Source organism: Actinomadura formosensis (genome assembly GCF_050948385.1).
Classification (GTDB): domain Bacteria; phylum Actinomycetota; class Actinomycetes; order Streptosporangiales; family Streptosporangiaceae; genus Spirillospora; species Spirillospora formosensis.
This window is the reverse complement of the sequence record NZ_CP192011.1, coordinates 5,750,310-5,772,302: the sequence shown is the minus strand read 5'-3', so window position 1 is coordinate 5,772,302 and position 21,993 is coordinate 5,750,310. Positions and strand designations below refer to the sequence as shown.

27 protein-coding genes are annotated in these 21,993 nt (G+C 71.0%); 12 read left to right on the top strand and 15 right to left on the bottom strand.

The genetic code is table 11. From position 1 onward, the window contains the following. The first annotated feature begins 31 nt into the window (after window positions 1-31). Window positions 32-754, top strand: a complete 723-nt coding sequence (locus ACQP1N_RS27175) for an alpha/beta hydrolase (protein ID WP_433227453.1) — start codon at window positions 32-34, stop codon at window positions 752-754. 91 nt (window positions 755-845) lie between these two features. Continuing rightward, window positions 846-1,637 carry an alpha/beta fold hydrolase gene (locus tag ACQP1N_RS27170; protein WP_433227452.1) on the top strand — a complete coding sequence of 264 codons (792 nt, stop codon included), beginning with the start codon at window positions 846-848 and terminating at the stop codon, window positions 1,635-1,637. Between the two features lie 9 nt (window positions 1,638-1,646). Here the strand turns inward: ACQP1N_RS27170 and ACQP1N_RS27165 are convergent, their stop codons facing one another. The 3 genes from ACQP1N_RS27165 to mce form a co-directional block, all read right to left on the bottom strand. Then, window positions 1,647-3,044, bottom strand: a complete 1,398-nt coding sequence (locus ACQP1N_RS27165; RefSeq protein ID WP_433227451.1) for an AI-2E family transporter — start codon at window positions 3,042-3,044, stop codon at window positions 1,647-1,649. A gap of 154 nt (window positions 3,045-3,198) precedes the next feature. Beyond that, window positions 3,199-4,506, bottom strand: coding sequence for a DivIVA domain-containing protein (locus ACQP1N_RS27160; protein ID WP_433227450.1), 1,308 nt, complete (start codon window positions 4,504-4,506; stop codon window positions 3,199-3,201). Between the two features lie 339 nt (window positions 4,507-4,845). Continuing rightward, a complete protein-coding gene (gene mce / locus ACQP1N_RS27155; RefSeq protein ID WP_433227449.1) occupies window positions 4,846-5,280 on the bottom strand; it encodes a methylmalonyl-CoA epimerase in 435 nt (144 codons plus the stop codon). A gap of 107 nt (window positions 5,281-5,387) precedes the next feature. Between mce and ACQP1N_RS27150 the strand changes: the two genes are divergently transcribed. Then, complete coding sequence (locus ACQP1N_RS27150) at window positions 5,388-6,614, top strand: acetyl-CoA C-acetyltransferase (protein WP_207394152.1); 1,227 nt, start codon at window positions 5,388-5,390, stop codon at window positions 6,612-6,614. Window positions 6,615-6,621: 7 nt separating this feature from the next. Here ACQP1N_RS27150 and ACQP1N_RS27145 read toward each other — a convergent pair whose 3' ends face one another. Next, the gene (locus ACQP1N_RS27145; RefSeq protein ID WP_067803048.1) at window positions 6,622-7,317 is read right to left on the bottom strand and encodes a DUF4230 domain-containing protein; all 696 of its coding nucleotides are present in this window, start codon (window positions 7,315-7,317) and stop codon (window positions 6,622-6,624) included. 132 nt (window positions 7,318-7,449) lie between these two features. Here ACQP1N_RS27145 and ACQP1N_RS27140 point away from each other — a divergent pair, with 132 nt between their 5' ends. Next, on the top strand, window positions 7,450-7,761 hold the full coding sequence (locus ACQP1N_RS27140; RefSeq protein WP_131732859.1) for a DUF3817 domain-containing protein: 312 nt from the start codon (window positions 7,450-7,452) through the stop codon (window positions 7,759-7,761). On the opposite strand, the gene ACQP1N_RS27135 is transcribed toward ACQP1N_RS27140, so the two are convergent. Both ACQP1N_RS27135 and ACQP1N_RS27130 read right to left on the bottom strand, forming a co-directional pair. Then, window positions 7,707-9,044, bottom strand: a complete 1,338-nt coding sequence (locus tag ACQP1N_RS27135; protein WP_174548887.1) for a hypothetical protein — start codon at window positions 9,042-9,044, stop codon at window positions 7,707-7,709. The two genes, ACQP1N_RS27140 and ACQP1N_RS27135, sit on opposite strands and share 55 nt — an antisense overlap. Beyond that, window positions 9,037-10,014: an ATP-binding cassette domain-containing protein gene (locus tag ACQP1N_RS27130; protein ID WP_433232819.1), complete on the bottom strand. Its 978-nt coding sequence runs from the start codon at window positions 10,012-10,014 to the stop codon at window positions 9,037-9,039. The genes ACQP1N_RS27135 and ACQP1N_RS27130 overlap by 8 nt, the downstream gene beginning before the upstream one ends. A 415-nt stretch (window positions 10,015-10,429) precedes the next feature. Between ACQP1N_RS27130 and ACQP1N_RS27125 the strand changes: the two genes are divergently transcribed. After that, window positions 10,430-11,380, top strand: coding sequence for a tetratricopeptide repeat protein (locus ACQP1N_RS27125; RefSeq protein ID WP_433227448.1), 951 nt, complete (start codon window positions 10,430-10,432; stop codon window positions 11,378-11,380). Between the two features lie 384 nt (window positions 11,381-11,764). After that, window positions 11,765-13,168, top strand: coding sequence for an NAD-dependent malic enzyme (locus tag ACQP1N_RS27120; protein ID WP_067797113.1), 1,404 nt, complete (start codon window positions 11,765-11,767; stop codon window positions 13,166-13,168). Between the two features lie 67 nt (window positions 13,169-13,235). On the opposite strand, the gene ACQP1N_RS27115 is transcribed toward ACQP1N_RS27120, so the two are convergent. Continuing rightward, a complete protein-coding gene (locus ACQP1N_RS27115; RefSeq protein ID WP_433227447.1) occupies window positions 13,236-13,868 on the bottom strand; it encodes a hypothetical protein in 633 nt (210 codons plus the stop codon). Window positions 13,869-14,028: 160 nt separating this feature from the next. Between ACQP1N_RS27115 and ACQP1N_RS27110 the strand changes: the two genes are divergently transcribed. The 3 genes from ACQP1N_RS27110 (at window position 14,029) to ACQP1N_RS27100 (ending at window position 16,881) form a co-directional block, all read left to right on the top strand. Next, window positions 14,029-14,604 carry a YqgE/AlgH family protein gene (locus ACQP1N_RS27110; RefSeq protein WP_067797243.1) on the top strand — a complete coding sequence of 192 codons (576 nt, stop codon included), beginning with the start codon at window positions 14,029-14,031 and terminating at the stop codon, window positions 14,602-14,604. Between the two features lie 10 nt (window positions 14,605-14,614). Next, window positions 14,615-14,875, top strand: a complete 261-nt coding sequence (locus ACQP1N_RS27105) for a DUF3039 domain-containing protein (protein ID WP_174548848.1) — start codon at window positions 14,615-14,617, stop codon at window positions 14,873-14,875. A 263-nt stretch (window positions 14,876-15,138) separates the two neighbouring features. Further along, window positions 15,139-16,881, top strand: a complete 1,743-nt coding sequence (locus ACQP1N_RS27100; protein WP_067797245.1) for a DEAD/DEAH box helicase — start codon at window positions 15,139-15,141, stop codon at window positions 16,879-16,881. Here the strand turns inward: ACQP1N_RS27100 and ACQP1N_RS27095 are convergent. Together ACQP1N_RS27095 and ACQP1N_RS27090 are read right to left on the bottom strand one after the other, a co-directional pair. Next, window positions 16,878-17,123, bottom strand: coding sequence for a hypothetical protein (locus tag ACQP1N_RS27095; RefSeq protein WP_433227446.1), 246 nt, complete (start codon window positions 17,121-17,123; stop codon window positions 16,878-16,880). The two genes, ACQP1N_RS27100 and ACQP1N_RS27095, sit on opposite strands and share 4 nt — an antisense overlap. A gap of 92 nt (window positions 17,124-17,215) precedes the next feature. Next, window positions 17,216-17,602, bottom strand: a complete 387-nt coding sequence (locus tag ACQP1N_RS27090) for an ATP-binding protein (RefSeq protein WP_433227445.1) — start codon at window positions 17,600-17,602, stop codon at window positions 17,216-17,218. A gap of 174 nt (window positions 17,603-17,776) precedes the next feature. Here ACQP1N_RS27090 and ACQP1N_RS27085 point away from each other — a divergent pair, with 174 nt between their 5' ends. The 3 genes from ACQP1N_RS27085 (at window position 17,777) to ACQP1N_RS27075 (ending at window position 19,048) form a co-directional block, all read left to right on the top strand. Then, window positions 17,777-18,589: a helix-turn-helix domain-containing protein gene (locus ACQP1N_RS27085; protein WP_433227444.1), complete on the top strand. Its 813-nt coding sequence runs from the start codon at window positions 17,777-17,779 to the stop codon at window positions 18,587-18,589. Next, a complete protein-coding gene (locus ACQP1N_RS27080) occupies window positions 18,580-18,765 on the top strand; it encodes a DUF397 domain-containing protein (protein ID WP_433227443.1) in 186 nt (61 codons plus the stop codon). The genes ACQP1N_RS27085 and ACQP1N_RS27080 overlap by 10 nt, the downstream gene beginning before the upstream one ends. A gap of 97 nt (window positions 18,766-18,862) precedes the next feature. Next, entirely contained in the window at window positions 18,863-19,048 is a 186-nt protein-coding gene (locus ACQP1N_RS27075) for a DUF397 domain-containing protein (protein ID WP_433227442.1), read from the top strand. 155 nt (window positions 19,049-19,203) lie between these two features. Here the strand turns inward: ACQP1N_RS27075 and ACQP1N_RS27070 are convergent, their stop codons facing one another. The 6 genes from ACQP1N_RS27070 to ACQP1N_RS27045 all read right to left on the bottom strand — a co-directional run bounded on the left by ACQP1N_RS27070 (window position 19,204) and on the right by ACQP1N_RS27045 (window position 21,928). Further along, window positions 19,204-19,629, bottom strand: coding sequence for a hypothetical protein (locus ACQP1N_RS27070; RefSeq protein ID WP_433227441.1), 426 nt, complete (start codon window positions 19,627-19,629; stop codon window positions 19,204-19,206). Further along, a complete protein-coding gene (locus ACQP1N_RS27065; RefSeq protein ID WP_433227440.1) occupies window positions 19,629-19,847 on the bottom strand; it encodes a hypothetical protein in 219 nt (72 codons plus the stop codon). The genes ACQP1N_RS27070 and ACQP1N_RS27065 overlap by 1 nt, the downstream gene beginning before the upstream one ends. Before the next feature lie 48 nt (window positions 19,848-19,895). After that, on the bottom strand, window positions 19,896-20,102 hold the full coding sequence (locus ACQP1N_RS27060; protein ID WP_433227439.1) for a hypothetical protein: 207 nt from the start codon (window positions 20,100-20,102) through the stop codon (window positions 19,896-19,898). A 117-nt stretch (window positions 20,103-20,219) separates the two neighbouring features. Next, a complete protein-coding gene (locus ACQP1N_RS27055; RefSeq protein ID WP_433227438.1) occupies window positions 20,220-21,068 on the bottom strand; it encodes a helix-turn-helix domain-containing protein in 849 nt (282 codons plus the stop codon). A 9-nt stretch (window positions 21,069-21,077) separates the two neighbouring features. Continuing rightward, entirely contained in the window at window positions 21,078-21,623 is a 546-nt protein-coding gene (locus ACQP1N_RS27050) for a DUF6879 family protein (RefSeq protein ID WP_433227437.1), read from the bottom strand. Continuing rightward, window positions 21,620-21,928, bottom strand: coding sequence for a hypothetical protein (locus tag ACQP1N_RS27045; RefSeq protein ID WP_433227436.1), 309 nt, complete (start codon window positions 21,926-21,928; stop codon window positions 21,620-21,622). Before ACQP1N_RS27045 ends, ACQP1N_RS27050 begins: the two co-directional genes overlap by 4 nt. Between the last annotated feature and the right edge of the window lie 65 nt (window positions 21,929-21,993).

Here is a 21,993-nt window from a genome sequence, read left to right as displayed (position 1 = left end):
GGGCACCCCCAGAACGACTCGAAGGAGACCCATGGCGGAGATCAGGGCATCGACGGTGCTGCCGGCGCGGCGCGAGGAGATCACGCTGCACACGTCCGACGGGCTGAGGCTGGTCGGGGAGCTGGCGCTGCCGCCGGAGCGGCCGCCGGTCGCGACGCTGGTCTGCCTGCACCCCCTGCCGACCGCCGAGGGCATGATGGACAGCCATGTCCTGCGCAAGGCGTCCTACCGGCTGCCCGCGCTCGCCGACCTGGCCGTGCTGCGGTTCAACACGCGGGGGACGACCTCGGCGCGCGGCACCAGCGAGGGTGAGTTCGGCGAGGGGGAGACCGAGCGGTACGACGTGGCGGCGGCGCTGGAGTTCACCGAGTACCACGACCTGCCGCGGCCCTGGCTGCTCGGCTGGTCGTTCGGCACCGAACTGGCGCTCAAGTGGGGCCGGGACCCGCTCGTCGAGGGCGTGATCCTGCTGTCCCCGCCGCTGAAACGCGCCGGCGACGCCGACCTGGACGGGTGGGCCGCCGACGGGCGCCCCGTGATCGCGCTCGTCCCCGAGTTCGACGACTATCTGCGTCCGGCGGAGGCGTGGGAGCGGTTCAAGCGCGTCCCGCAGGCCGAGGTTGTCGCGGTGGACAACGCCAAGCATCTCTGGGTGGGTGAGCCGTATGTCCGGAGAGTCCTGAACGAGATCGTCCGGCGGGTCGCGCCCGCCGCCTACCCGCTCCCCACCGAATGGGACGAACCGGACAGGTAACCTCACGCGGCCGATCGCGGCCACTCCCGTCCCACCCGGCACCGTAGCGGGTAAGGATTCTCTTCGTGGATGCCCACCGGGAGGACCGCCCATGACCGTGCAGCTGTACGCCAGGGATGTCGGCACCGGCACGCCGCTTGTTCTGCTGCACGCCTTCCCGCTGTCCTCGGCGATGTGGCTCGCCCAGCGGGAGGGACTCGCGGGGCGGTTCCGGATCATCACCCCGGACATGCGCGGCTTCGGCGGCTCCGTGCTCGGCGACGACGCCCCCTCGATCGACGTGATGGCCGACGACGTCGCCCGCATGCTCCGTGACCTCGGCGTGCGGCGCGCCGTCGTCTGCGGCCTGTCCATGGGCGGGTACGTCGCGATGGCGCTGTGCCGCCGCCACCCCGATCTCGTCCTCGGCCTCGTGCTCGCCGCGACCCGCGCCGCCGCCGACACCGAGGCAGCCCGGGCGAACCGGCTCCGGCAGGCCGAACGGCTCGACCGCGAAGGCAGCCCGCAGGTCCTCGTGGACGACGTGCTGCCCGGCCTCGTCGGCCCCACCACGCACCGGCAGCGTGCGCTGATCTACGGGCGGGTGCGCGGGCTCGTCCAGGCCACGCCGCCGTCCGCCGCCGCGTGGGCGCAGCGCGCCATGGCCGGCCGCGCCGACGCGTTCGACGCGCTCCGCGGCCTCCGGGTGCCGGGCCTCGTCATGATCGGGGACGAGGACGCGCTCGCCACCGAGGACGAGGCCCGCGCCATGGCGGACGCGCTGCCGGACGCGGAACTGCTGGTCCTCCCGCGCGCCGGGCACCTGTGCGCGGTCGAGCAGCCGGACCTGTTCAACCAGGCGGTGGCGGAGTTCACCGCCGCCCTCGCCCGGACCGCCCGCTGAGCCGTCCGGCTAGAGCGTCTCCTGGCGCGGCATGACGACCTCCCGGATCAGCAGCGAGATCGCCGCCGCCGTCGGGATCGCCAGCAGCGCGCCGATCACGCCGAGCAGCGCCGCGCCGACGAGCGCCGCCACGATCGTCACCGCGGGCTGCACGTCGACCGTCCGCTTCATGACCCGCGGATACACGAGGTAGTTCTCCACCTGCTGGTAGATCACGTAGAAGATCACGCAGGCGATCAGGTCGGTGAGGTCCCCGGTCAGGAACGCGACCAGGCACACGACCACCGCGCCGACCGTCGCGCCGACGAGCGGGACCAGGTCGGTCACCGCGACGATCAGCGCCAGCGCGAGGGCGTACTTCACCCCGACGATCGACAGGAAGATGTACGAGCAGACGCCCGCGATGAACGCGATCGTGAACTGCCCGGCGACGTATCCGCCGATCCGGTCGAGGATCTCGTCGCCGAGCAGGGCGACGCGGGCTCTGCGGGAGCGCGGCGCGAGCTGGTAGAAGAACGTCTTGATCTGCGGCAGCGAGCTGAGGAAGTACAGCGTCAGGATCAGGATCGTGATCGTCTGGAAGACGCCGTTGATCGCGACCTTGCCGATGCCGGTGGCGGTGTCGGTGAGGCTCTTCTGGAAGTCTTCACTGGTCACCGCCTTCTCGGCGCGGTCCAGCAGCCCGTAGCGCTTGTCCCAGTCGGCGAGCGTCCGGTTGTCCTGTAGCTGCTGGACGTACTCGGGGATGTTGTGCCGCAGCTCGGTGACCTGCTCCGACACCGGCTGGACGAGGGAGGCGACGAACCCCGCGAAGAAGAGGATCACCACCAGGAACACCGAGGCGACCGCCGCGCTGCGCGGGAGCCCGAACCTGCGCAGCCGCTCCACCGCCGGGTTGAGCCCGACCGCGAGGAACATCGCCACGATGATCATCACGATCACCGATTTGGCGTTCGTGGCGGCCTTCACCAGCATCCACGCGGTGATGACGCCGAGGGCGGCGGTGAACCCGAACACGAACGGGTGGGCGCGGCCCAGCGGCTGCCCGGGCCGGCCGAACGGGAACCGGTGGTCGACGCCCGCCTCGCGGCGGCGCTGCTCGACGTCGTGCGCCGGGTCGGGCGTGCCGGGCTCGGGCGGGACCCGTTCGGTGAACGCCGGTGTCGGCGGCAGGCTGACCGGCGCGCCGGTCGCGGGGTCGCGTTCCCCCACGGGCTCGTCCTGCTCCTCGGGCCGCAGCGCACCGCTCGGCGCGACGCTCCCGGCACCGCCGGCGGTCTCGCCGTCGCCGCCGCTCTCGTCATCGTCCGCGGGGGGCGCGGGGGCGGGAACACCGTGGCGGGTCTCCGGCCGGTCCGGGCCGGGTGCCGTCTCCGGCTCGTCCTCGCGGGAGGTCTCGTCGGGCACGGCGCTCTCCTTCGTCGTCCGCCTCGTCCAAGCGACGTGGTCGCCCACCTGTCGCGGAGCGGGGCCGCCGGACCCCGCTCCACGGTGGTGAGACGAAGGAAAGCCTAGAGGCGTTCACCGCCTCCAGGCTTTCCCCGACGCCGATCTCAGTGGGTCACTCCTGCCACCAGTCCTCGTCGTCCTCCTCGGACTTCTTGGCCTGGGCCTGCTTGGCGGGCGCCGCCTTCGCGGCCGGCTGCTGCTTGGGGGCCGGCTTCGGCTCGGCCGCCGGGATCGCGGGCTTCTCCGGGGCCGCGGGCAGCTCGGGCTCGGCGCCCATCGTCGGGGCGACACCGCCGATGAGCTGGCGTAGCTGGTTGAGGTGGCTGGTGATGCTGTCGCGCTGCCGGGTGAGCTCGTCGACCTGGCGCTGCGCCGCCGTCCGGACGCGGTCGGCCTCGGCCTTGGTCTCGGCGAGCAGCTGCTCGGCCTGCGCCTTGGCCTCGGCGATCACGTTGTCGGAGTTCTTGCGGGCGTTGGCCATCAGCTGCTTGGCGTGCGAGTCGGCCTCGCGCCGGGTCTGCTCGGCCTGCTGGGTCGCCTTCGCGGCCCGCTGCTCGGCGGACGCCGCGCGCTGCTCGGCCTCGGCGACCAGCTTCTGGGTCGCGGCCTGCGCGGCGGCGTGGCGCTCGGCGTCCTGCCGGTCGGCCTCCTCGCGGCGGGCGGCGAGCTGGATCTCGAACTCGGCCTCGGCCTGGGCGCGCTGGGCCTCGCTCTCCTCCAGGATGCGCTGCGCCTGGGCGCGCATCTCGTCGGCCTGCCGCTTGGCCGTGGTGAGGATCTCGTCCCGCTCGCGCTTGGTGGACGCGCGCAGCTGCGCGACCTCGCGCTCGGTGGTGGTGCGCAGCTTGGCGATCTCACGCTCGGCGCTGGCCCGCTTCTCGGCGACCTCGTGGTCGGCGGTGGCGCGCAGCTTGGCGACCTCGCGCTCGGTGGTGGAGGTCAGCTCGTCGGCCTCGCGGCGGGCGGAGGTGCGCACCTCCTCGGCCTCGCGCTCGGCCGCGTTGCGCATGTCGTCGCCCTCACGCTGGGCGTTGGCGCGCAGCTCGGCGGCGTCGTTCTCGGCGGTGGCGCGTTGCTCGGCGGCGTCGACCTTGGCCGCGGCCTTGATCTCGTTCGCCTCCGAGCGCGCGGCCTGCACCAGCTCGGTCGCCTGCTCCTCGGCGAGCCGCAGCAACTGCTCGATGCGGGCGCCGAGGCCGGAGTAGGTGGGACGTTCCTGCTCCTGCAGCTGACGATGGGCGTCCGACAGCTCTCGCTGCAGCGCCTGGGTCTGCTCGCGGGTCTGCCGCACCTCGTTGTCGAGCTGCTTGATGTGCTCGTCGACCTGGTGCCGGTCGTAGCCGCGAAGCACCACGTCGAACTCGCGCGGGGGCGTGTCTTCAAAGAAGTTGCTGAGCTGGGCGTCGATGTCGGACTGCATGTGGCTCAATCCTGATGTGACGGGGCTACGGGTGGGTTCCGGGGACCGGTTGATCGCCTGGCGTGAACGGGCGCAGTGCCCCAGACCTCTTCAGACCTCTTCCGGCGAATGAAGCGTACTCCGGACGCTGCCGTGTTGGGGGCTCATCTGGACGCGCTGCGTGGAATGTCCGTTTTATTGGAACACGTAACAGGTTTGCGGGTGCCCAGGTGCGGAGGCACAAATGCACCAAATGTGGCGGAACGGTCACAGAGCGGCGGTCGGTGCCCCGCCGCCGCCCGCCGTGATATCGAACACGTCACGATCCGGTCGCTTCCGTGCAGCGCCGGACCTGCAAGATCAATCCGTCTCGGCGCGCTTCTGCACGAGTTCGGTCAGCACGCCGTGGCAGTCCTTGGGGTGCAGAAAGTTGATCAAGGACCCCATGGACCCGCGGCGCGGCGCGTCGTACAGCACCCGCACGCCCCTGCCCGCGATGCCGGCCGCCTCCCCGGCGACGTCCCCGTCCGTCCCGAACGCGATGTGGTGGACGCCCTCGCCGTTCTTCGCCATCCACTTGGCCACCGCCGAGTCGTCCCGGATCGGCTCGATGAGCTGCAGATAGCTCGCCGCACCGTCCCCCGTCTCGTTGATCTTGAGCATGCACTCCCGGACGCCCTGCTCCTCGTTCACCTCGAAGTGCGCGTCGGTGAAACCGTAGGTCGCCTTGTAGAACTCGACGGTCGCGTCCAGATCGCGGCAGGCGATACCGATGTGGTCGATACGGGTCAGCATGGGCTTTCTCCCTACTCGGACGGCCAGGCGGGGGCGAACGGAACCGAACGACGTTCCCCTGGGTATGGTGGCAAACGTCGCCGCAGCACCACCCTGGAGGCCCCCATATGACCGCCACTTCCGTGATCGTCGCCGGAGCGCGCACCCCCATCGGACGCCTGATGGGCTCGCTGAAGGACTTCTCCGCCGCCGATCTCGGCGCGCACGCGATCAAGGCGGCGCTGGAGCGGGCCGGAGTGTCCGGCGACCAGGTGCAGTACGTGATCCTCGGCCAGGTGCTGCAGGCGGGCGCGGGCCAGATCCCGTCCCGGCAGGCGGCGGTCAAGGCGGGCATCCCGATGAGCGTCCCGTCGATCACCATCAACAAGGTGTGCCTGTCCGGGCTGGACGCGATCGCGCTCGCCGACCAGCTGATCCGCGCGGGCGAGTTCGACATCGTCGTGGCGGGCGGCATGGAGTCGATGACCCAGGCCCCGCACCTGCTGCCGAAGTCGCGCGGCGGCTACAAGTACGGCTCCGTCGAGGTCCTCGACCACATGGCCCACGACGCGCTCACGGACGCGTTCGACGCCGTCTCCATGGGCGAGTCGACCGAGCGCCACAACGCCAAGCTGGGCATCTCCCGCGCCGAGCAGGACGAGTTCTCCGCCCGCTCCCACCAGCGCGCCGCCGAGGCCATCAAGAACGGCGTGTTCGACGACGAGATCGCCCCGGTGGAGATTCCCTGGGGGGTGGCGGGGCGTAGCCATGGGGGCGGAACACAGCGCAAGGGCGACCCGATCGTGTTCGCCAAGGACGAGGGCGTGCGCGGCGACACCACGGCCGAGAGCCTCGCCCGGCTGCGCCCCGCGTTCAGCAAGGAGGGGACGATCACCGCCGGGTCGTCCTCGCAGATCTCCGACGGCGCCGCGGCCGTCGTCGTGATGTCCAAGAGCAAGGCGGAGGAACTGGGGCTCACCTGGCTCGCCGAGATCGGCGCGCACGGCAACGTCGCCGGCCCGGACAACTCGCTGCAGTCCCAGCCGTCCAACGCGATCGAGCACGCCCTCGGCAAGGAGGGCCTCACCGTGGACGACCTCGACCTCATCGAGATCAACGAGGCGTTCGCGTCGGTGGGCATCCAGTCGATGCGCGACCTCGGCGTCGGCCCCGAGAAGGTCAACGTCAACGGCGGCGCGATCGCGCTCGGCCACCCGGTCGGCATGTCCGGCGCCCGCATCGTCCTGCACCTCGTCCACGAGCTGAAGCGCCGCGGCGGCGGCACCGGCGCCGCCGGCCTCTGCGGCGGCGGTGGCCAGGGCGACGCGCTCATCCTCCGCGTCCCGAGGGCCTAGCCGAATCTCACTGGCCGCTGGGCTGCACGGTCACCGTCGTGAAGCCCAGCGCCTTGAGCATGTTCTCCAGCATCGTCTTGGCGTTGGCGTCCGCGCGCGCTTGCAGGCCGCTCTGGGCCGCGGCCGTCTGGATCTTCTGGGACGCCAGGACGTAAAGCTGCTGCTGGTTGTTCGGGTTGCTGCTGAAGAAGTCGCCGAAGCGGTCGATGAGGCCCCGCTCGGTGGCGTAGACGTAGCTGGTCTTCGGGTCCAGGTTGGTCTTCTCCAACTGGGCGTGCGGGAGCGTGATCGTCGCGGCGGTGCGGTCCTTGTTCACCTTGACGGCGCCGCCGGCGAGCCCGGAGAAGTCCACGTAGGCGTCGACGGTGCCGTTGCCGACGAACAGCGTCCGCTTGCCGCGCAGCGACCCGGGCAGGAACTTGGCGTCCTTCTCCAGGTCCACGATGACCTGGAAACTGCCGCTCGCCGCCTCGTAGCGGTGCAGGTCGCGGATCGACTTCAGCAGGACGGGCCCGCTGCGGTCCTTCGTCTCCTCGCCGAACGGGTCGAGCCAGCCCGGCAGCCCGCGCAGCGCCTGCTGCGCCACCAGCACCAGTGCGACCGTCGCGACGATCAGCACTGCCGGGGTGAGCAGGCCGCGCCGGGGGGCGCGGGACCGTTCGGGGGGCGACGTACGGGGAGCGTCGTTCTTCGGTCGGGCCATGTCCGACACTTTCCCGGCTTCTCCGTCCGCTATCTGCCGATCCGGTGAGGTCGGCGTGGACTCCGGTGTGATCAAGGCCATAGCGCGGGACGAAACCCCAGGCCGGAGACCGGGCGTTGACGGGACGTGGACATGATTCGTGTTTTCCGGTTCGCCTCTATCGGCGAGGCGATCTCGTTCCTTCTCCTGCTGCTGGTCGCGATGCCGCTGAAGTACGGCGCGGGCGCGCCCGCGGGCGTCCAGTTGCTGGGCCCGGTGCACGGAGTCCTGTTCATGGCCTACGTCGGCCTGGTCTTCATCGTCCGCGACCAGCTCGGCTGGGACCTCAAGCGCACCGTCCTGGCCTTGGGCGCCGCCGTCCTTCCCGTGGCCCCCTTCCTGGTGGAGCGCTACTGGACCACGCCCGCGGAGGCGGCCTCCTCGGCCGCCGGCTCGGCCACGTGACGGCCTGAGACTCCGCGACCGCGGGCGCTGCCCCTTGCCGGCCGGGAGGGCGCGGGCCGGAAGTCGCCGGGGCCCAGGGTGCAGGTGCGGTACTCGGTGAAGTGCCGGTTCAGCCAGGCGCGGCGGCGGTATTCGCCCAAGGACGCGAAGAGGCGCGCCGCGCGTGTGTCGGTGATGGACGGGGGTTCGTCGCCGAGGAGCCAGGCGTCGACCAGCGCGCGGTAGCCGTCGGCGCAGGTGCCGGAGTCCTTGAGGGCGTCGCTGATCTGCCGGGCCGCGCGGGCCGCGTAGCCGGGGGAGAGGTCCTCGTCGAGGTGGATGAAGGCGACGCCGTGCGCCACTGAGACGGGCATCCAGGACGGACGCTGCTCCACCCTCGTGAACGCGCCGGGCGTCCCGCTCAGCCGCGCGGCGAGGGGGACGACCGCCTCCATCAGGTTGGGCAGCGCCTCCCGCAGCGCCGGGTGCACGCAGACCACCACCGGCCACTGCCTGCACACCGGCTGCGCGGGCAGGGCCCGGACCGTCCCGCCGCCGGAGCCCTGCAGGCCGAGCGTCGCGGTGACGGTCGCGGCCAGCGCGGTGACCAGGGGGAGGACGAGCAGGAACCGCCGCGTCACCCACAGGACGTAGCCGAGGATCAGCACGGCCGTCAGCCCGGCCGTCCAGAGCACCTGGTCGGCGAACACCCGGGGGCGCAGGGTGGTGAACAGGTCGATGCGGGGGAACGCGGCGGGGGGCAGCAGGCTCCACCACGACACGCCGGGCAGGCGCAGCGCCGCCCACAGCAACGTCATGCCGAACGCCAGGGCGGCCGTCGCGCGGTTCGGGATGACGCGCCCCATCAGATAGCCCACGACGACGTGCAGGACGAGCGCGCCCGCACCCGCGATCATGCCCAGCGGGTGCGGCTGCCCGGCCTCCTGCTGCGCCAGGGTGACCGCGACGACGAGGACCGTGACCGCGCCGTAGGAGACCAGCGCGGCGGACGACAGCAGCAGCAGGTCGAACAGCACGCCGGTGGCGGGCGAGCGGGCCGTGAGGTCGCGCAGGTAGTCGAGCGGGCGTTCCCGGACCGCCGCCCACGCCGCGAGCCCCGCGGCGACGGGGCCGAGAAAGCGGACGGCGTTGACCAGTGCGATGACCGTGTTGTCCCAGTAGGCGGCCGACGGGTACAGCGACGGGATCGCCGCCGCCGCCCCGATCACGATGAGGACCGGCACCGCGATCAGCAGCGCGGTGCGGCGGGCGTCCAGCCGGAGCACCCGCCCGAGATCAGACACCGGTGGCGCTCCCGGCGGGCGGGCGCCTCGCCCGCAGCCCTGTCAGCTGCCTCATCTGCGTCATCTGCGGCAGGGACAGCTGCGGCAGCTGCGGCAGTTGCAGCCGCGCGGGCCGCCGCCGGGCCGGGCCGGGCCGCACGGTCCGCGACGCGGGACGGCGCGCCCGCGTGCGCTCGGCGACGTCCACCCGCAGCCGGCCGGTGGGATCGTCGCGGCGGCGGCCCAGCGGGTCGGTGGCCCGCGGTCCGCGGGCGCCGACGCCGCGCCGGTCGGCGGCGGACCGGCCGCGCCGCGCGCCGGCCGAGTGCGTGGGCTGCTCGCTCAGCCTGCCGCGGGCCAGCGTGAACAGGCGGTCGCACCAGCCGGTGAGCGTGTCGGTGGCGTCGGCGGTGACGATCACCGCCGGCGCCAGCGAGCGCAGCACCGGGATCAGCTCCGCCATGGCGGCCGTGAGCGCGCCCCGGCCGGGACCGGCGGCGCCGGTGGGCCACGGCTCGGCGGCGGCGCACAGCTCGCCGAACGGGTCGTCCAGGAGCAGCAGGTCGGGCTCGTGGACGCACGCGGCGGCGAGCCCGGCGCGCAGCCGGACGTCCGGCGGCAGCAGCGCCAGCTCCGTCCCGGCGGCGTCGGCGAGGTCGAGCCGCTTCACCATGGAGCGGGCGGCGGACGCGCTCGTCCGCTTGTAGTACGCCGCGTACGCGACGAACTCGCCGGCCGTCATGTTCTCCGTCCGGGAGAACCGGGCGGGCAGGTAGCCGATCCCGGCCCGCGCGGCGCGCAGCCCGGCGGCGTTCGATATGTCATGTCCGAGAATGTGCAGCAGGCCGGTATTCGGTCTGCGCAAGGTCGCGAACGTGGCCAGCAGAGTGGATTTACCGGCACCAGGTGGACCGGCCAGGCCGACCACGCCTTCGGATACGCCGAAGGTCACCGGGCGCAGGAGCCACCGCCCCCCGCGGCGGACACCCATTCCTCGGGCCACGATCACGGAATGCTCCGCGATCACAAGTGTTCCCCCCGTTGCTCGTCATGCGGCCGCGGCGCCGGCCTGGACGTTCCGGTGGCTCCGGGTCCCCCAACCCGCCACACGGTGACTGCGCGCCGGGCCGCCGTTCGGCGGGCACCGGCCGCTTTTGCCGAGCCGCGATGCATCGACATCATGACTATAACCGGGCTTGGTGATGGCTGTCAGCAATCTTATTGCCTTTACGGCAGGACGCCTGGATTCTTTGCCTACCGCGTTGAAGGTGAGAATTCGTAAAAGGCGGACAGTTGCCGATTTATAGCCACGGAGCGGGGTGGGGCGGACGGCCGGCCCCGGCGGCGCGCTCCGCTGGGAGCGTACGGGCGTACGGCCGGGTGCGGTCATGGGGCAGGATGGACCTATGCCTTCTCGGGACTTTTCGTTGCACGGGGCCATCGACCTGGGGGCGCGCCAGGCGGCCACAAGGAAGCAGCAGGAACGCCGGGCCCAGGGCGGCGGTGCGCCGTCGGGGGCGGGCGGGGCCACGGGCCAGTACGTCGTGGACGTCACCGACCAGACTTTCAACACCGAGGTCGTGGAGCGGTCGCAGTCCGTTCCCATCCTCGTGGACTTCTGGGCCGACTGGTGTGGACCGTGCAAACAGCTCGGCCCCATCCTGGAGAAGCTCGCCGCCGAGGCCGCCGGCAAGTGGATCCTGGCGAAGGTCGACATCGACGCCAACCCGCAGCTCGCGGCGTACATGCAGCAGATGGGCGTGCGCGGCATCCCGTTCGTGGCGGCGGTCGTCGCCGGGCAGCTGCTGCCGTTCCTGAACGGCGCGGCGCCCGAGCCGCAGGTGCGCCAGGCCATCGACCAGCTCTTCGAGGCGCTGCACAAGGAGGGCATCCTGCCGGACGTCCCGCCGGGCGAGGAGCCCGCCGCCGGGGCCGCGCCCGCCGTCGACCCCGTGTACGCCGAGGCCGAGGACGCCCTGCAGCGCGGCGACCTGCCCGCCGCCAAGGCGTCCTTCGAGCGCATCCTCGCCGGCGACCCGAGGGACGCCCAGGCCAAGCAGGGCCTCGTGCTCGTCGAGCTGAGCCTGCGCGTCGGCTCGCTGGACCCCGAGCGCGCCCTCCAGGAGGCGAACGAGAAGCCCGGCGACGTCCAGGCGCAGATCAGCGCGGCCGACGTGGAGATGGTGTCCGGCCGCATCGACGCGGCGCTCGACCGGCTGCTGGCCGCGGTGCGCGGCAGCGCGGGCGACGACCGCGACGCGGCCCGCAAGCACCTGCTGTCGCTGTTCGAGCTGCTGCCGCCGGACGACCCGCGCGTCGGCAAGGCCCGCCGCGCCCTGCAGTCCGCCCTGTTCTGAGCCGTCCGCCCTGGTCGGGAGCGTCCCGGCCCCGCGCGGCCGGGGATGGGACGGAAGTGGCGCGCGGTGACTCCGGCAAGCGGAGCAAGCCTGGGCAATCGGGGCACCCGGCCGCGATGTTGCGCGTATGCTCAATGCAATGACCGTGCCCGGACGGCCTACGTGCAGCATTTCCACGGGGTCGCCCCCGCCGATCCGCGGCTCTGCCGCCTCGTGACCGACACCACGAGGTCACCCGGGCCCGCGACCGTCGAACCGACCGTCGTCGCGGCGTGGGCTCACCGGGCCGCGGCACGCGTCCGGGCCGCGGCCCCCGGACGCGCAGTCCCCCCGGGAACGGCGCGCGCGGGACGGAAACAACGCGGAACATAGGGAGCAGTCGTCGTGGCGAGCGTGCCGAGCGTGTCGTACTCCATCACCGTCCGGCTGGAGGTCCCGGCCGGCGGCAAGGCCGTCAGCCAGATCACCCATGTGGTCGAGAACGCCGGCGGCATCGTCACGGCCCTCGACGTCAACACCGCGGGCCACGAGACGCTGCGCATCGACGTCACGATCGCGACCCGCGACACCCAGCACGCCCAGGCGATCGCGGGCGCGCTGGAGCGGATCGAGGCCGTCAAGATCCACAAGGTCAGCGACCGGACCTTCCTGATGCACCTCGGCGGCAAGATCGAGATGCAGTCGAAGGTGCCGCTGCGCAACCGCGACGAGCTGTCCATGGCCTACACGCCCGGCGTCGCCCGGGTGTCGCTCGCGATCGCCCGCAACCCCGAGGACGTCCGGCGGCTGACGATCAAACGCAACAGCGTCGCCGTCGTCACCGACGGGTCGGCGGTGCTCGGCCTGGGCAACATCGGCCCGGAGGCCGCGCTGCCCGTCATGGAGGGCAAGGCCGCGCTGTTCAAGCGGTTCGCCGGGATCGACGCGTGGCCGATCTGCCTCGACACGCAGGACACCGACAAGATCGTCGAGACCGTCCAGATCATCGCGCCCGCGTTCGGCGGCATCAACCTGGAGGACATCTCCGCGCCGCGCTGCTTCGAGGTCGAGGCCAGGCTGCGCAAGCTGCTCGACATCCCCGTGTTCCACGACGACCAGCACGGCACGGCGATCTGCGTGCTGGCCGCGCTGACCAACGCGCTGCGCGTCGTCGGCAAGGAGATCGGGTCCGTCCGCATCACGATGGCGGGCGCGGGCGCCGCCGGCACCGCGATCCTGAAGCTGCTGATGCACGCGGGCGCCCGCGACCTCGTCGTGTGCGACTACCGGGGCGCCGTCCACAAGGGCCGCGACGACCTGGACGACTCGCTCCGCTGGATCGCCGACCACACCAACGCGGCCGGCTACGCGGGCGACCTGCGCGGCGCCGTCAAGGACGCCGACGTGTTCATCGGCGTGTCCGCGCCCGGCATCCTGACCGGTGACGACATCGCCACGATGAACGACGGCGCGATCGTGTTCGCGCTCGCCAACCCCGAGCCCGAGGTGTCCCCGGACGAGGCCCGCGAGCACGCCGCCGTCGTCGCCACCGGCCGCAGCGACTACCCCAACCAGATCAACAACGTGCTGGCGTTCCCCGGTGTCTTCCGCGGCCTGCTGGACGCCCAGGCCGACGGTGTCACCCTCGACATGCTCGCCGCCGCCGCCACGGCCTTGGCCGAGGTCGTCACGCCGGGCGAGCTGGGGCCGAACTACATCGTCCCGAGCGTCTTCCACCCGGAGGTGGCGACCCGCGTCGCCGGTGCCGTCCGCGAAGCCGCCGGCGGCCGCCCCCGCACCGAAGCCTGAGTCACCGCGGGGGCGCCCCCGGATAAGGCGCGGTTCGTGTGGGGGACGACCCCCCGAAAGGCGGGGGTCAGTCCTTCTTGTCCGCGAACATCCGCTCGCGGCGGCGAGGCCAGATCCCGCCGTACCAGAAGATGATCGCGCCGGTGAGGACGATTGCGGCGCCGGTCGCGGCCCGCGCCCACAGGACGGTGTCCGGGCCGGTGTGCGGCAGCTTGGCCGGCGGCGTCTCGGACGGCGCCGCGCCCGCCTTCTTGCAGTTCGCCTTCACCGCCTGCGACTCGATGCGCTTGTTGGCCCAGGTGACGCTGAGGGCGGTGCGGCGGTCCTCGCGCAGCCTGACCGGGACCGTCCGGGTGTTGTTCGGACGGATCTGGCCGGGGATCGCGGCGCCGCCGTCGTCCCGCTCGATCGAGAAGTCCTCGGTCTGCGTCCCGGTGTTGCGGATCTTGACGTTCACGGTGCGCTCGGGGCAGGAGACCGCGCCGATGCTCGCGGTCACCGGCTGCTCGGGCGTCCCCGGCCGGGTCGGCTTGGCCGAGGTCGGCGCCGGCGACGTCCCGGACGCGCTGGGACTCGCCGAGGCCGAGGCGGAGGCCGAGGCCGGCGCCGCGTTCCCGTTCGACTTGAACAGCGCCTGGATCCCGAACAGCGCTGCGATCACGACGAACACGGCGGCGATGACGACCCTGGGCAACTGCATCGCTGTCCTCCCGGCGCGCACCAAACGGGTGCCCGATGTTCCTAGATCATTCTTAACCTAGGTTCTTGTGGTGCCGATATCCCCATCGATAGGAATGCGTAACAGGCTAACGAGCCGGGAGACGTGCCGCCGGAGGTCCGCGCAACGCATGATGGAACCCATGGAAGACGGCATCAGAGTGGGGCTCCTGCTGGTGGCGACCCCCCAACTGGAGGATCCGAATTTCCGCCGGAGCGTCGTCCTGCTGGTCGAGCACGAGACCGGCGGAGGCACGCTGGGGGTTGTCCTCAACCGGCCGACCGACGTTCCCGTGGACCGCGTCCTGCCGCCGTGGGCCGAACTCGTCACCGGGCCGGCGGTCGTCTTCCAGGGCGGTCCGGTGGCGCTGGAGCAGGCGCTGGCCCTGGCCCGCCTCCCCGGCGAGGAGGAGCCGCTCGGCTGGCGCGCCCTGGACGGCGGCACCGAGGTCGCCCGGGTGGGAGTGGTCGACCTGGAGGCCCCGCCCGGCCTGCTGGCCGCCGAACTGCTGCAGTTGCGGGTGTTCGCCGGATACGCCGGATGGTCGGCGGGACAACTGCGCGGGGAGATCGAGGAGGGCTCGTGGTATCTGGTGCCGGCCGAGGCCGGGGACGTGTTCGCCGCCGCCCCGGATCGGCTGTGGCGGGACGTTCTGCGCAGGCAGGGGGGCGATCTGGCGTTCGTTTCCACTTTTCCCGACGATCCCACGCTGAACTAAGGTGGACGACGTGAGTACGAAGATCCTTCCTGACAGCGACACCCAGAGCGATGTCCGGCCAGACCTCTCGCACGGTGACGGCGACCACGAGCGGTTCGCCCACTACGTGAAGAAGGCCAAGATCACCGAGAGCGCGGTGACCGGCACGCCGGTGATCGCGCTGTGCGGCAAGGTGTGGGTGCCGAACCGGGACCCGAAGAAGTACCCGGTCTGCCCGGAGTGCAAGGAGATCTACGAATCCATGAAGCCGGGCCGCGAGGGCGACGAGTGACCCGCCGCTGAGACGCGGCGTTCCGGCGCGCCGCCGTGCCCGGCCGCGCGCCGCCAGGTCCCGCGGTGGCGGATACCGCGGGGCCGCGGCCCCGTGACACACGGGTGCGCAACATCATGAACTACACCTGTCCGCGCGCCTTTTCCGCAGGTCAGGGCCGTCTCATCCGGTCGTGCCCGTCCCGCGGAGGCGGTGCCGCGGTGCGATCTGTCGGCGGGGCTCGGTAGCCTTCGATGACCGTGAGCACCTTCGCCGCATCGAGCATGCCCCCCGCATTCCCCGAGCGGGCCGCCTGGGGGACCGCGTCGTCCCTGCGTGCCTGGCAGCAGCAGGCGCTGGAGGCTTACTTCGGAACGGACGGCTCCGAGCCGGGCCCGCGCGACTTCCTCACCGTCGCGACCCCGGGCGCCGGCAAGACGACGTTCGCGCTGCGCCTCGCCCGCGAGCTGATGGAGCGCCGCGCCGTGCAGGCGATCACGATCGTGTGCCCGACCGAGCACCTCAAGCGGCAGTGGGCCGAATCCGCGGCCCGTGTCGGCATCAGGATCGACCCCGAGTACCAGAACGGGCAGGGGCCCGTCGGCAAGGACTTCCACGGCGTCGCCGTCACCTACGCGACCGTCGCCGCGCGCCCGGCCCTGCACCGCAACCGCACGGAGGCGCGCAAGTCGCTGGTCGTCTTCGACGAGGTGCACCACGCGGGCGACGGCCTGTCCTGGGGCGACGCGGTCCGGGAGGCGTTCGAGCCCGCGACGCGGCGCCTCGCCCTCTCCGGCACGCCGTTCCGCACCGACATCAACCCGATCCCGTTCGTCCGGTACGAGGAGGGGCCGGACGGCATCCGCCGCAGCAGCGCCGACTACACCTACGGCTACGGCCCCGCCCTCGCCGACGGCGTCGTCCGCCCGGTGATCTTCCTGGCGTACGCGGGGGAGATGCGCTGGCGCACCCGGGCCGGCGACGAGATCACCGCCACCCTGGGCGAGCCGCTCACCCAGGACCAGACCGCCCAGGCGTGGCGCGCCGCGCTCGACCCGAAGGGCGACTGGATCAAGCAGGTCATCACCGCCGCCGACCGGCGGCTCACCGAACTGCGCCGCGTCATCCCCGACGCCGGCGGCCTGGTCATCGCCACCGACCACGAGACCGCCCGCGCCTATGCCGGGATGCTGCGCGCGGTCACCGGGCAGAGCGCCACGATCGTGCTGTCGGACGACCCGTCCGCGTCCAAGAAGATCAAGCAGTTCGGCGGCACCGACGACCGCTGGATGGTCGCGGTCCGCATGGTGTCCGAGGGCGTCGACATCCCGCGGCTCTGCGTCGGCGTCTACGCGACGTCCACGAGCACGCCGCTGTTCTTCGCGCAGGCCATCGGCCGTTTCGTCCGCGCCCGCAAGCGCGGTGAGACGGCGTCGGTCTTCCTGCCGTCGGTCCCCACCCTGATGGGCCACGCCGCCGAACTGGAAGAGGAACGCGACCACGTCCTCGACCGTCCCGTCCGCGAGGACGGCCTGGACGACGAGCTCCTCGCCGAGGCCAACCGCAAGCAGGACACCCCCGACGTGGGCGAGGAACTGCCGTTCGAGACCGTCGAGGCGTCCGCGACGTTCGACCGCGTCCTGTACGACGGCGGCGAGTTCGGCATGCACGCCGAGCCCGGCTCCGCCGAGGAGGAGGAGTTCCTCGGCATCCCCGGCCTGCTGGAACCCGACCAGGTGTCGGCCCTGCTCCGCAAAAGACAGGCCGACCAGCTCGCCAACGAACGCAGGCGCAAGACCGGCGACCCCCGCGCCGACCGCACCGCCGCCGAGGACCTGGCGTCCCTGCGCCGCGAGCTGAACGGCCTCGTCAACGCCTGGAACCACCGCACCGGCCAGCCGCAGGGCGTCATCCACAACGAACTGCGCCGCTCCTGCGGCGGCCCGCCCGTCCCCCAGGCCACCGCCACCGAAATCCGCGAACGCATCGCCAAGATCCGAGAATGGGCCGCCAAACGCCGCCACTAACGCCTCCCGGCGAAGCCGCGGCACCCCCAGCCATCCCGCAGGACGTCGTCAAGGACGGCCGCCACCCGCTGCACGGCATCGCACGGGTACAGCATCGACCGCGAAACCCGGTAGAACCAGCGCCCGCCGAGCCTCTCCGCACTGACGCTCAATGCGCGGTCTTCGGCGTCCTCGGAAAGGACCCACAGCACCGGCGGCGACTCGATGTAGACCTTGACGTGCGACCAGCCACGGGCGGACACCGCCTCCGCGAGCACATCGAGATGCCTTTGGGCTGTGGTGTGCCCATACCGCACACGCCACCACCACAAGACGAACCGGCCGCGCGCGACCTTCACGCGCCGAGCCGCGCCCACGTCACCTTCCCGCCTTCGTCCAGTGCTCGGACGCCCCATTCTTCGACGAGCATGGACATCATGAGCAGTCCCCGCCCGGACTCCGCCGTGTCGTCCTCGTTCTGGACGACCGGGAGTTCGTCGGACCTATCCTCCACCTCCACCACGGTGTAGCCGTCTTCCAAGAGAAGACGTACGGGAATGACTTCCGTGTCGGTGTGCCTATGGACGTTCGTGACCAATTCCGTGACCACGGTCCTTGCCGCATAGTCGTCGCCGAGGTCGCACTGCCCGAATACCCCGGCGAGCCAGGTGCGCGCCAGTTGCGGCGCCCGCGCGGACGATCTGATCAAGATCGCGCCGACCGCCGCGTCCGAATCGATCATGAAAGACCACCTCCAGAACTTCGTCTGTGAAATCCGGTGGTCGAATCATCAGGCATGTGTCACTCTATGTGATGCAAAAAGCGCGATGAGTATCCATGGTTCGCGCATGCCCGAGTCAGTCACCGCCCATGGCCGGTCATTCCCCGGTCATTCATGGTCAAGGGAGAGGGAACGATGGGACAGCGTCCGAACGATCTGCGCCCCTGGGAGTCGCCGAACGCCCTTTTCGGCTCTGAACTGCGGCGTTACCGGGAGGCCGCCGAGTTGAGCATCGCGGCCTTCTGCGAGCTGATCCAGGACAGCGCCCCGTACTCGAAAAGCACGATCGGCGCCGTGGAGCGCGGCGAGTCCCGCCCCGACCGGATCCTCGCCGTCCACGCCGACCGCGTCCTCGACACCCGCGAGGCGCTGACCCACCTGTGGGACGGCCTGTTCAAGGGGACCAACGCCGTCCCGGCGTGGTTCGCCGACTGGGCCGTGCAGGAACCGAAGTTCGACGCCATCCGGGGCTACGAACCACTGGTCGTCCCCGGCCTCCTCCAGGTGCCCGCCTACGCCGCCCACCTGCTCGACAACGACGAGACCGCCGTCGAGGCCCGCCTGGCACGGCAGGACATCCTGACCGGCGACACGACGCCGCACCTGATGTACGTGATCGACGAGAGCGTGCTGCACCGCGGCACCGGAAACCCCGAGGTGATGCGCGACCAGCTCCAGCACCTCCTGGCGCTCTCCTCCCGCCGCATCCGCATCCAGATCGCCCCGCTCCGCCTGCACGAAGGCACCAGAGGGGCCTTCGCCATCGGAACGCTTCCGGATGGAGACGAAGTAGGGTACAAAGACAACGCGATCAGCGGCGACACGACCACCGATCGCCTCGAAATCAAACGGCTCACCGGGCTGTTCGCCTCAATTCAGTCCACCGCGTACCCTGTGGACCAGTCCCTCGAACTGATAGCAAAGGTGGCGAAGGAGAAATGGACCTGAGCACCGCCGCATGGCGCAAGGCGAGCCGCAGCTCCGGTAACGGTGGCAACTGCGTCGAACTCGCACGCATCGACGGCACCGTTGCCATCCGTGACAGCAAAAACCCCCACGGCCCCAAGCTCCTCATCACCCCCCAGACCCTCCGCGACCTCACCCAGACCATCAAGAACGCCTAGCAGAGCAGAAGGGGCGCCCTCTCTTTCACGACCAGAGAGGGCGCCCCGCAGTAGTATTGAGCGCCCGAGTACTACGTCCCGAAGGCGGTCACGGGAAATGAACACGAACGCCGTCGCATGGCGCAAGGCGAGCCGCAGTTCCAGCAACGGCGGCAACTGCGTCGAACTCGCGCGTATCAACGGCGCCGTTGCGATTCGTGACAGCAAAAACCCCCACGGCCCCAAGCTCCTCATCACCCCTCAAGCGCTCCGCGACCTCACCCAGATCATCAAGAACGCCTAGCGGAACAAGGGACGCCCCTCTATGGAAGGGCCTTCCGTGTCGAGATCCTTGCCGCCATGGGATTCCATGGGCCGCGTGATCTCGATGTCGTTTACGTCCAGTCACAGCGAGGCGGTCTCTCCTTGAAGGAGGGTGCTTCTCTCTGCCAGGTCGGGCTAGTGGCACACCTGGTCCGTGCCGACGACGGACCAGAACATGATCACTCCGCCGACCAGCCATTGACCACAGGACGGCCAGCAGCCCGTCTCGATCGCCTTCAGCGCCCGCTCCGCACGGGCCTGACCGCTCATCCAGGCGGGGACCGGGTTGAGCGCCTTCGCCCGCGACGCCCCCCACTCTGCGATCAGCCAGTCCCGGGCGGTTGCCGGGTCGGTGTGGACGGCCGCGATGAACCGCGCCGACTTGATCAGCCAGTCCTGAGTCCGGACCGGCGGACGGTCCGGGCTGTTCAGGTCGAGGGTGTCGGTGCGGCCTAAACGGTCCCACTCCTGCCCGCTGCCCGACCACCGGTAGCAGTGGTAGTGCGTCGGCTGGACGCCCGACCGCCTGGTGCCGTCGGGGGCGATGGAGTGGGCCGGCATCAGGCGGTCTCCGGCGAGGCGCACTCCGGCGGGCAGCAGGGCTTGCGCTCGCCGTGCCAGAACTCCAGGTCGACCTTGTAACCGGTCTTGTGGAGTTCCGGGATGGTGACTTCGAGCGTGTCACCGGACAGGATCGCCTCGTCCTGGAACGGCACGTGGTGGATGTAGCGGCCGGCGTGGGTGTTGCAGAACTCGGCATACGCCTGAGAGCGGATCATGAACGCGTGCCACGCGGGGTCAACGGGAACTGTGGGCACGATCCGCACTCACGGCTTTCCCTCGGCCCGGGCCCGGACGACGTTCGCCTGCGCCTTCAGGAAGACCAGGGCCTGGCCCATCATCCGCTCGGCGTAGGACCGGGTGACGTGGTGGTAGCGGCGGATGTCCTCCACCAGGAGGTCGAACACCTGCGGCGGGATGAGGTCGCGCGGATCTCTGGCGGCCTGCGCCGCCTGGTTGAGGATGACGGTCATCTGTACCTCCCGGTGAGGTCTCGGCACCTCGCGGCGTTAGCGCGCCGGCCAGGGCCGTTTACTGAAGGGACACCCTCACAGTGACCACCGGGGCGATCGTCCGGCCAGGAACTTGCTTCAGCTTGCTTGCAGTGTCCGGATTGCCGCGTTGATCAGTTCGCGGGCGGCGGCACCGTAGACGGCCGACGACGCGAGCCAGGAGAACTCCTGGATATACACCGCGATCTCCCGCGGCTGCGTGATCGCCAGCTCGGCCGCGGCCGTGTCGACGAGGACCAGGCGCTCATCGAACACCCAGAATCCGTGGTGCGGCGCCCGCCGGTGCCGGGCTCGCGTCGGGATGATGCCGAGGCTCAGGCGCGGCAGGATCGACAGTGTCAGCAGCCGCTCCAACTGCGCGATCATCACGTCGTCGTCGGCGAGACCGATCGTCAACGCGACCTCGCACATCACCATGTGGAACCGCCGGTCGCGATCGCCGCGGCGAAGGACGTCCTGGCGGTCCATGCGGGCCTGCACAGCGGTCTCTGCATCGCCGCCGGTGCCGTGGAAGGCGATGTTGTCGGCGAACCGCTGCGCGGCATACTCGCGGGTCTGCAGCAGGCCGGGAATGACCATCGGCTCAAAGATCCGGAACAGTGTGGTCTCAGCCTCCTGCGTGGCGATGGCCTGCTGCCGCCGGTGTGCACCGGCGCGCCACTCGCGCCGCCACTCCCGGTACGCGGTGGAGATGTTCCGGACGGTCGCGATCAGGTCGGGGACATGGTCCTCGGCCCCGACCAGACGGCACCAGGTGTGAATGTCCCCCTCGCTCGGCGTCTGCTTGCCGTGCTCGATCTTGGAGACCTTCGACTCATGCCAGCCGGCCAGCTCGGCGAGACGGCGCTGCGCGAGCCGCGCATCTTGCCGCAGCTCGCGCAGGCGTGCCCCGAGCGCCTCTCGTGCCTGCTGAGGGGACGTGGACATGAACGGCGGTCACAGGCTCCGCAGGAACTCGTCGCGGCTGGCGGACGCCTTCCATGCGATGTCCCGCCATGCCTGGTGCTGCTCGACGATGGCCGGGGCGTCGAGCAACTCGGCGCCGAGCAGCCGGTCTTCGTCGTCGAAGCGCAAGACGGCGACCCTCTCGTCATCGAGCAGCCATGCGTCATGCGGCGGCCGGACCGGCAGGCCGAGCGCGTCGGCCCGGTCCCGGTCGAGGTAGCGGATCTCCTCTCCGGCTCCGAGGTTGCCCTGCGCGGACCACAGGGCGTAGCGGGAGTAGTCGCTGAGCGGCAGAGTCACCACGCGGACGCGCCGGAATGGGCGGCCCTCGGCCGCGGCCGCCCGCGTCATCGCCCCCCACTCGTGTGCCCCCAGGAGGTAGTCCTCGTCGGGGTCACCGGCCAGGAACCGCCGTATCCGCTCCTGCTCGGACGGCACGTTGTAGCGGTCTCGCGTCTCCAGCCGGAACGCCGAGCGGCGGGCGGCGTGGAAGAGCGCGCCGAACCGGTCGCCGGTCAGCAGGTCGGCCACGGTCACCTCTTCGCGTGATGGTCGTTGTAGTGCTCGATCAGGTGTCGGACAAGCGCGGGTTCGATCTCCACGACGGTCTCGTCGTCGGCGAGGTCGCGGACATCCCCGAGCGCGACAGCATCGGTGACGATCTTCCCCTGCACCACGTACGTCCCGTGGTCGGTGGCGTACATCGCCGGACACCCGCCCTGGTCGGAGTCCGTCCCGAGGAACCGTAACCGCATGATCTTCCCTCCACCTACTTGCCGGAACTTGCTCGTATTGGGAGCGTGGGCGTTGCACTCGACGGCGTCAAGGATCACGAAGGCCACAAGGAACTCACCGTTGCCCAAAGCCGCCCAAGGGCGATCAGCTCTCACAGCCCGGCCGTCTTGGT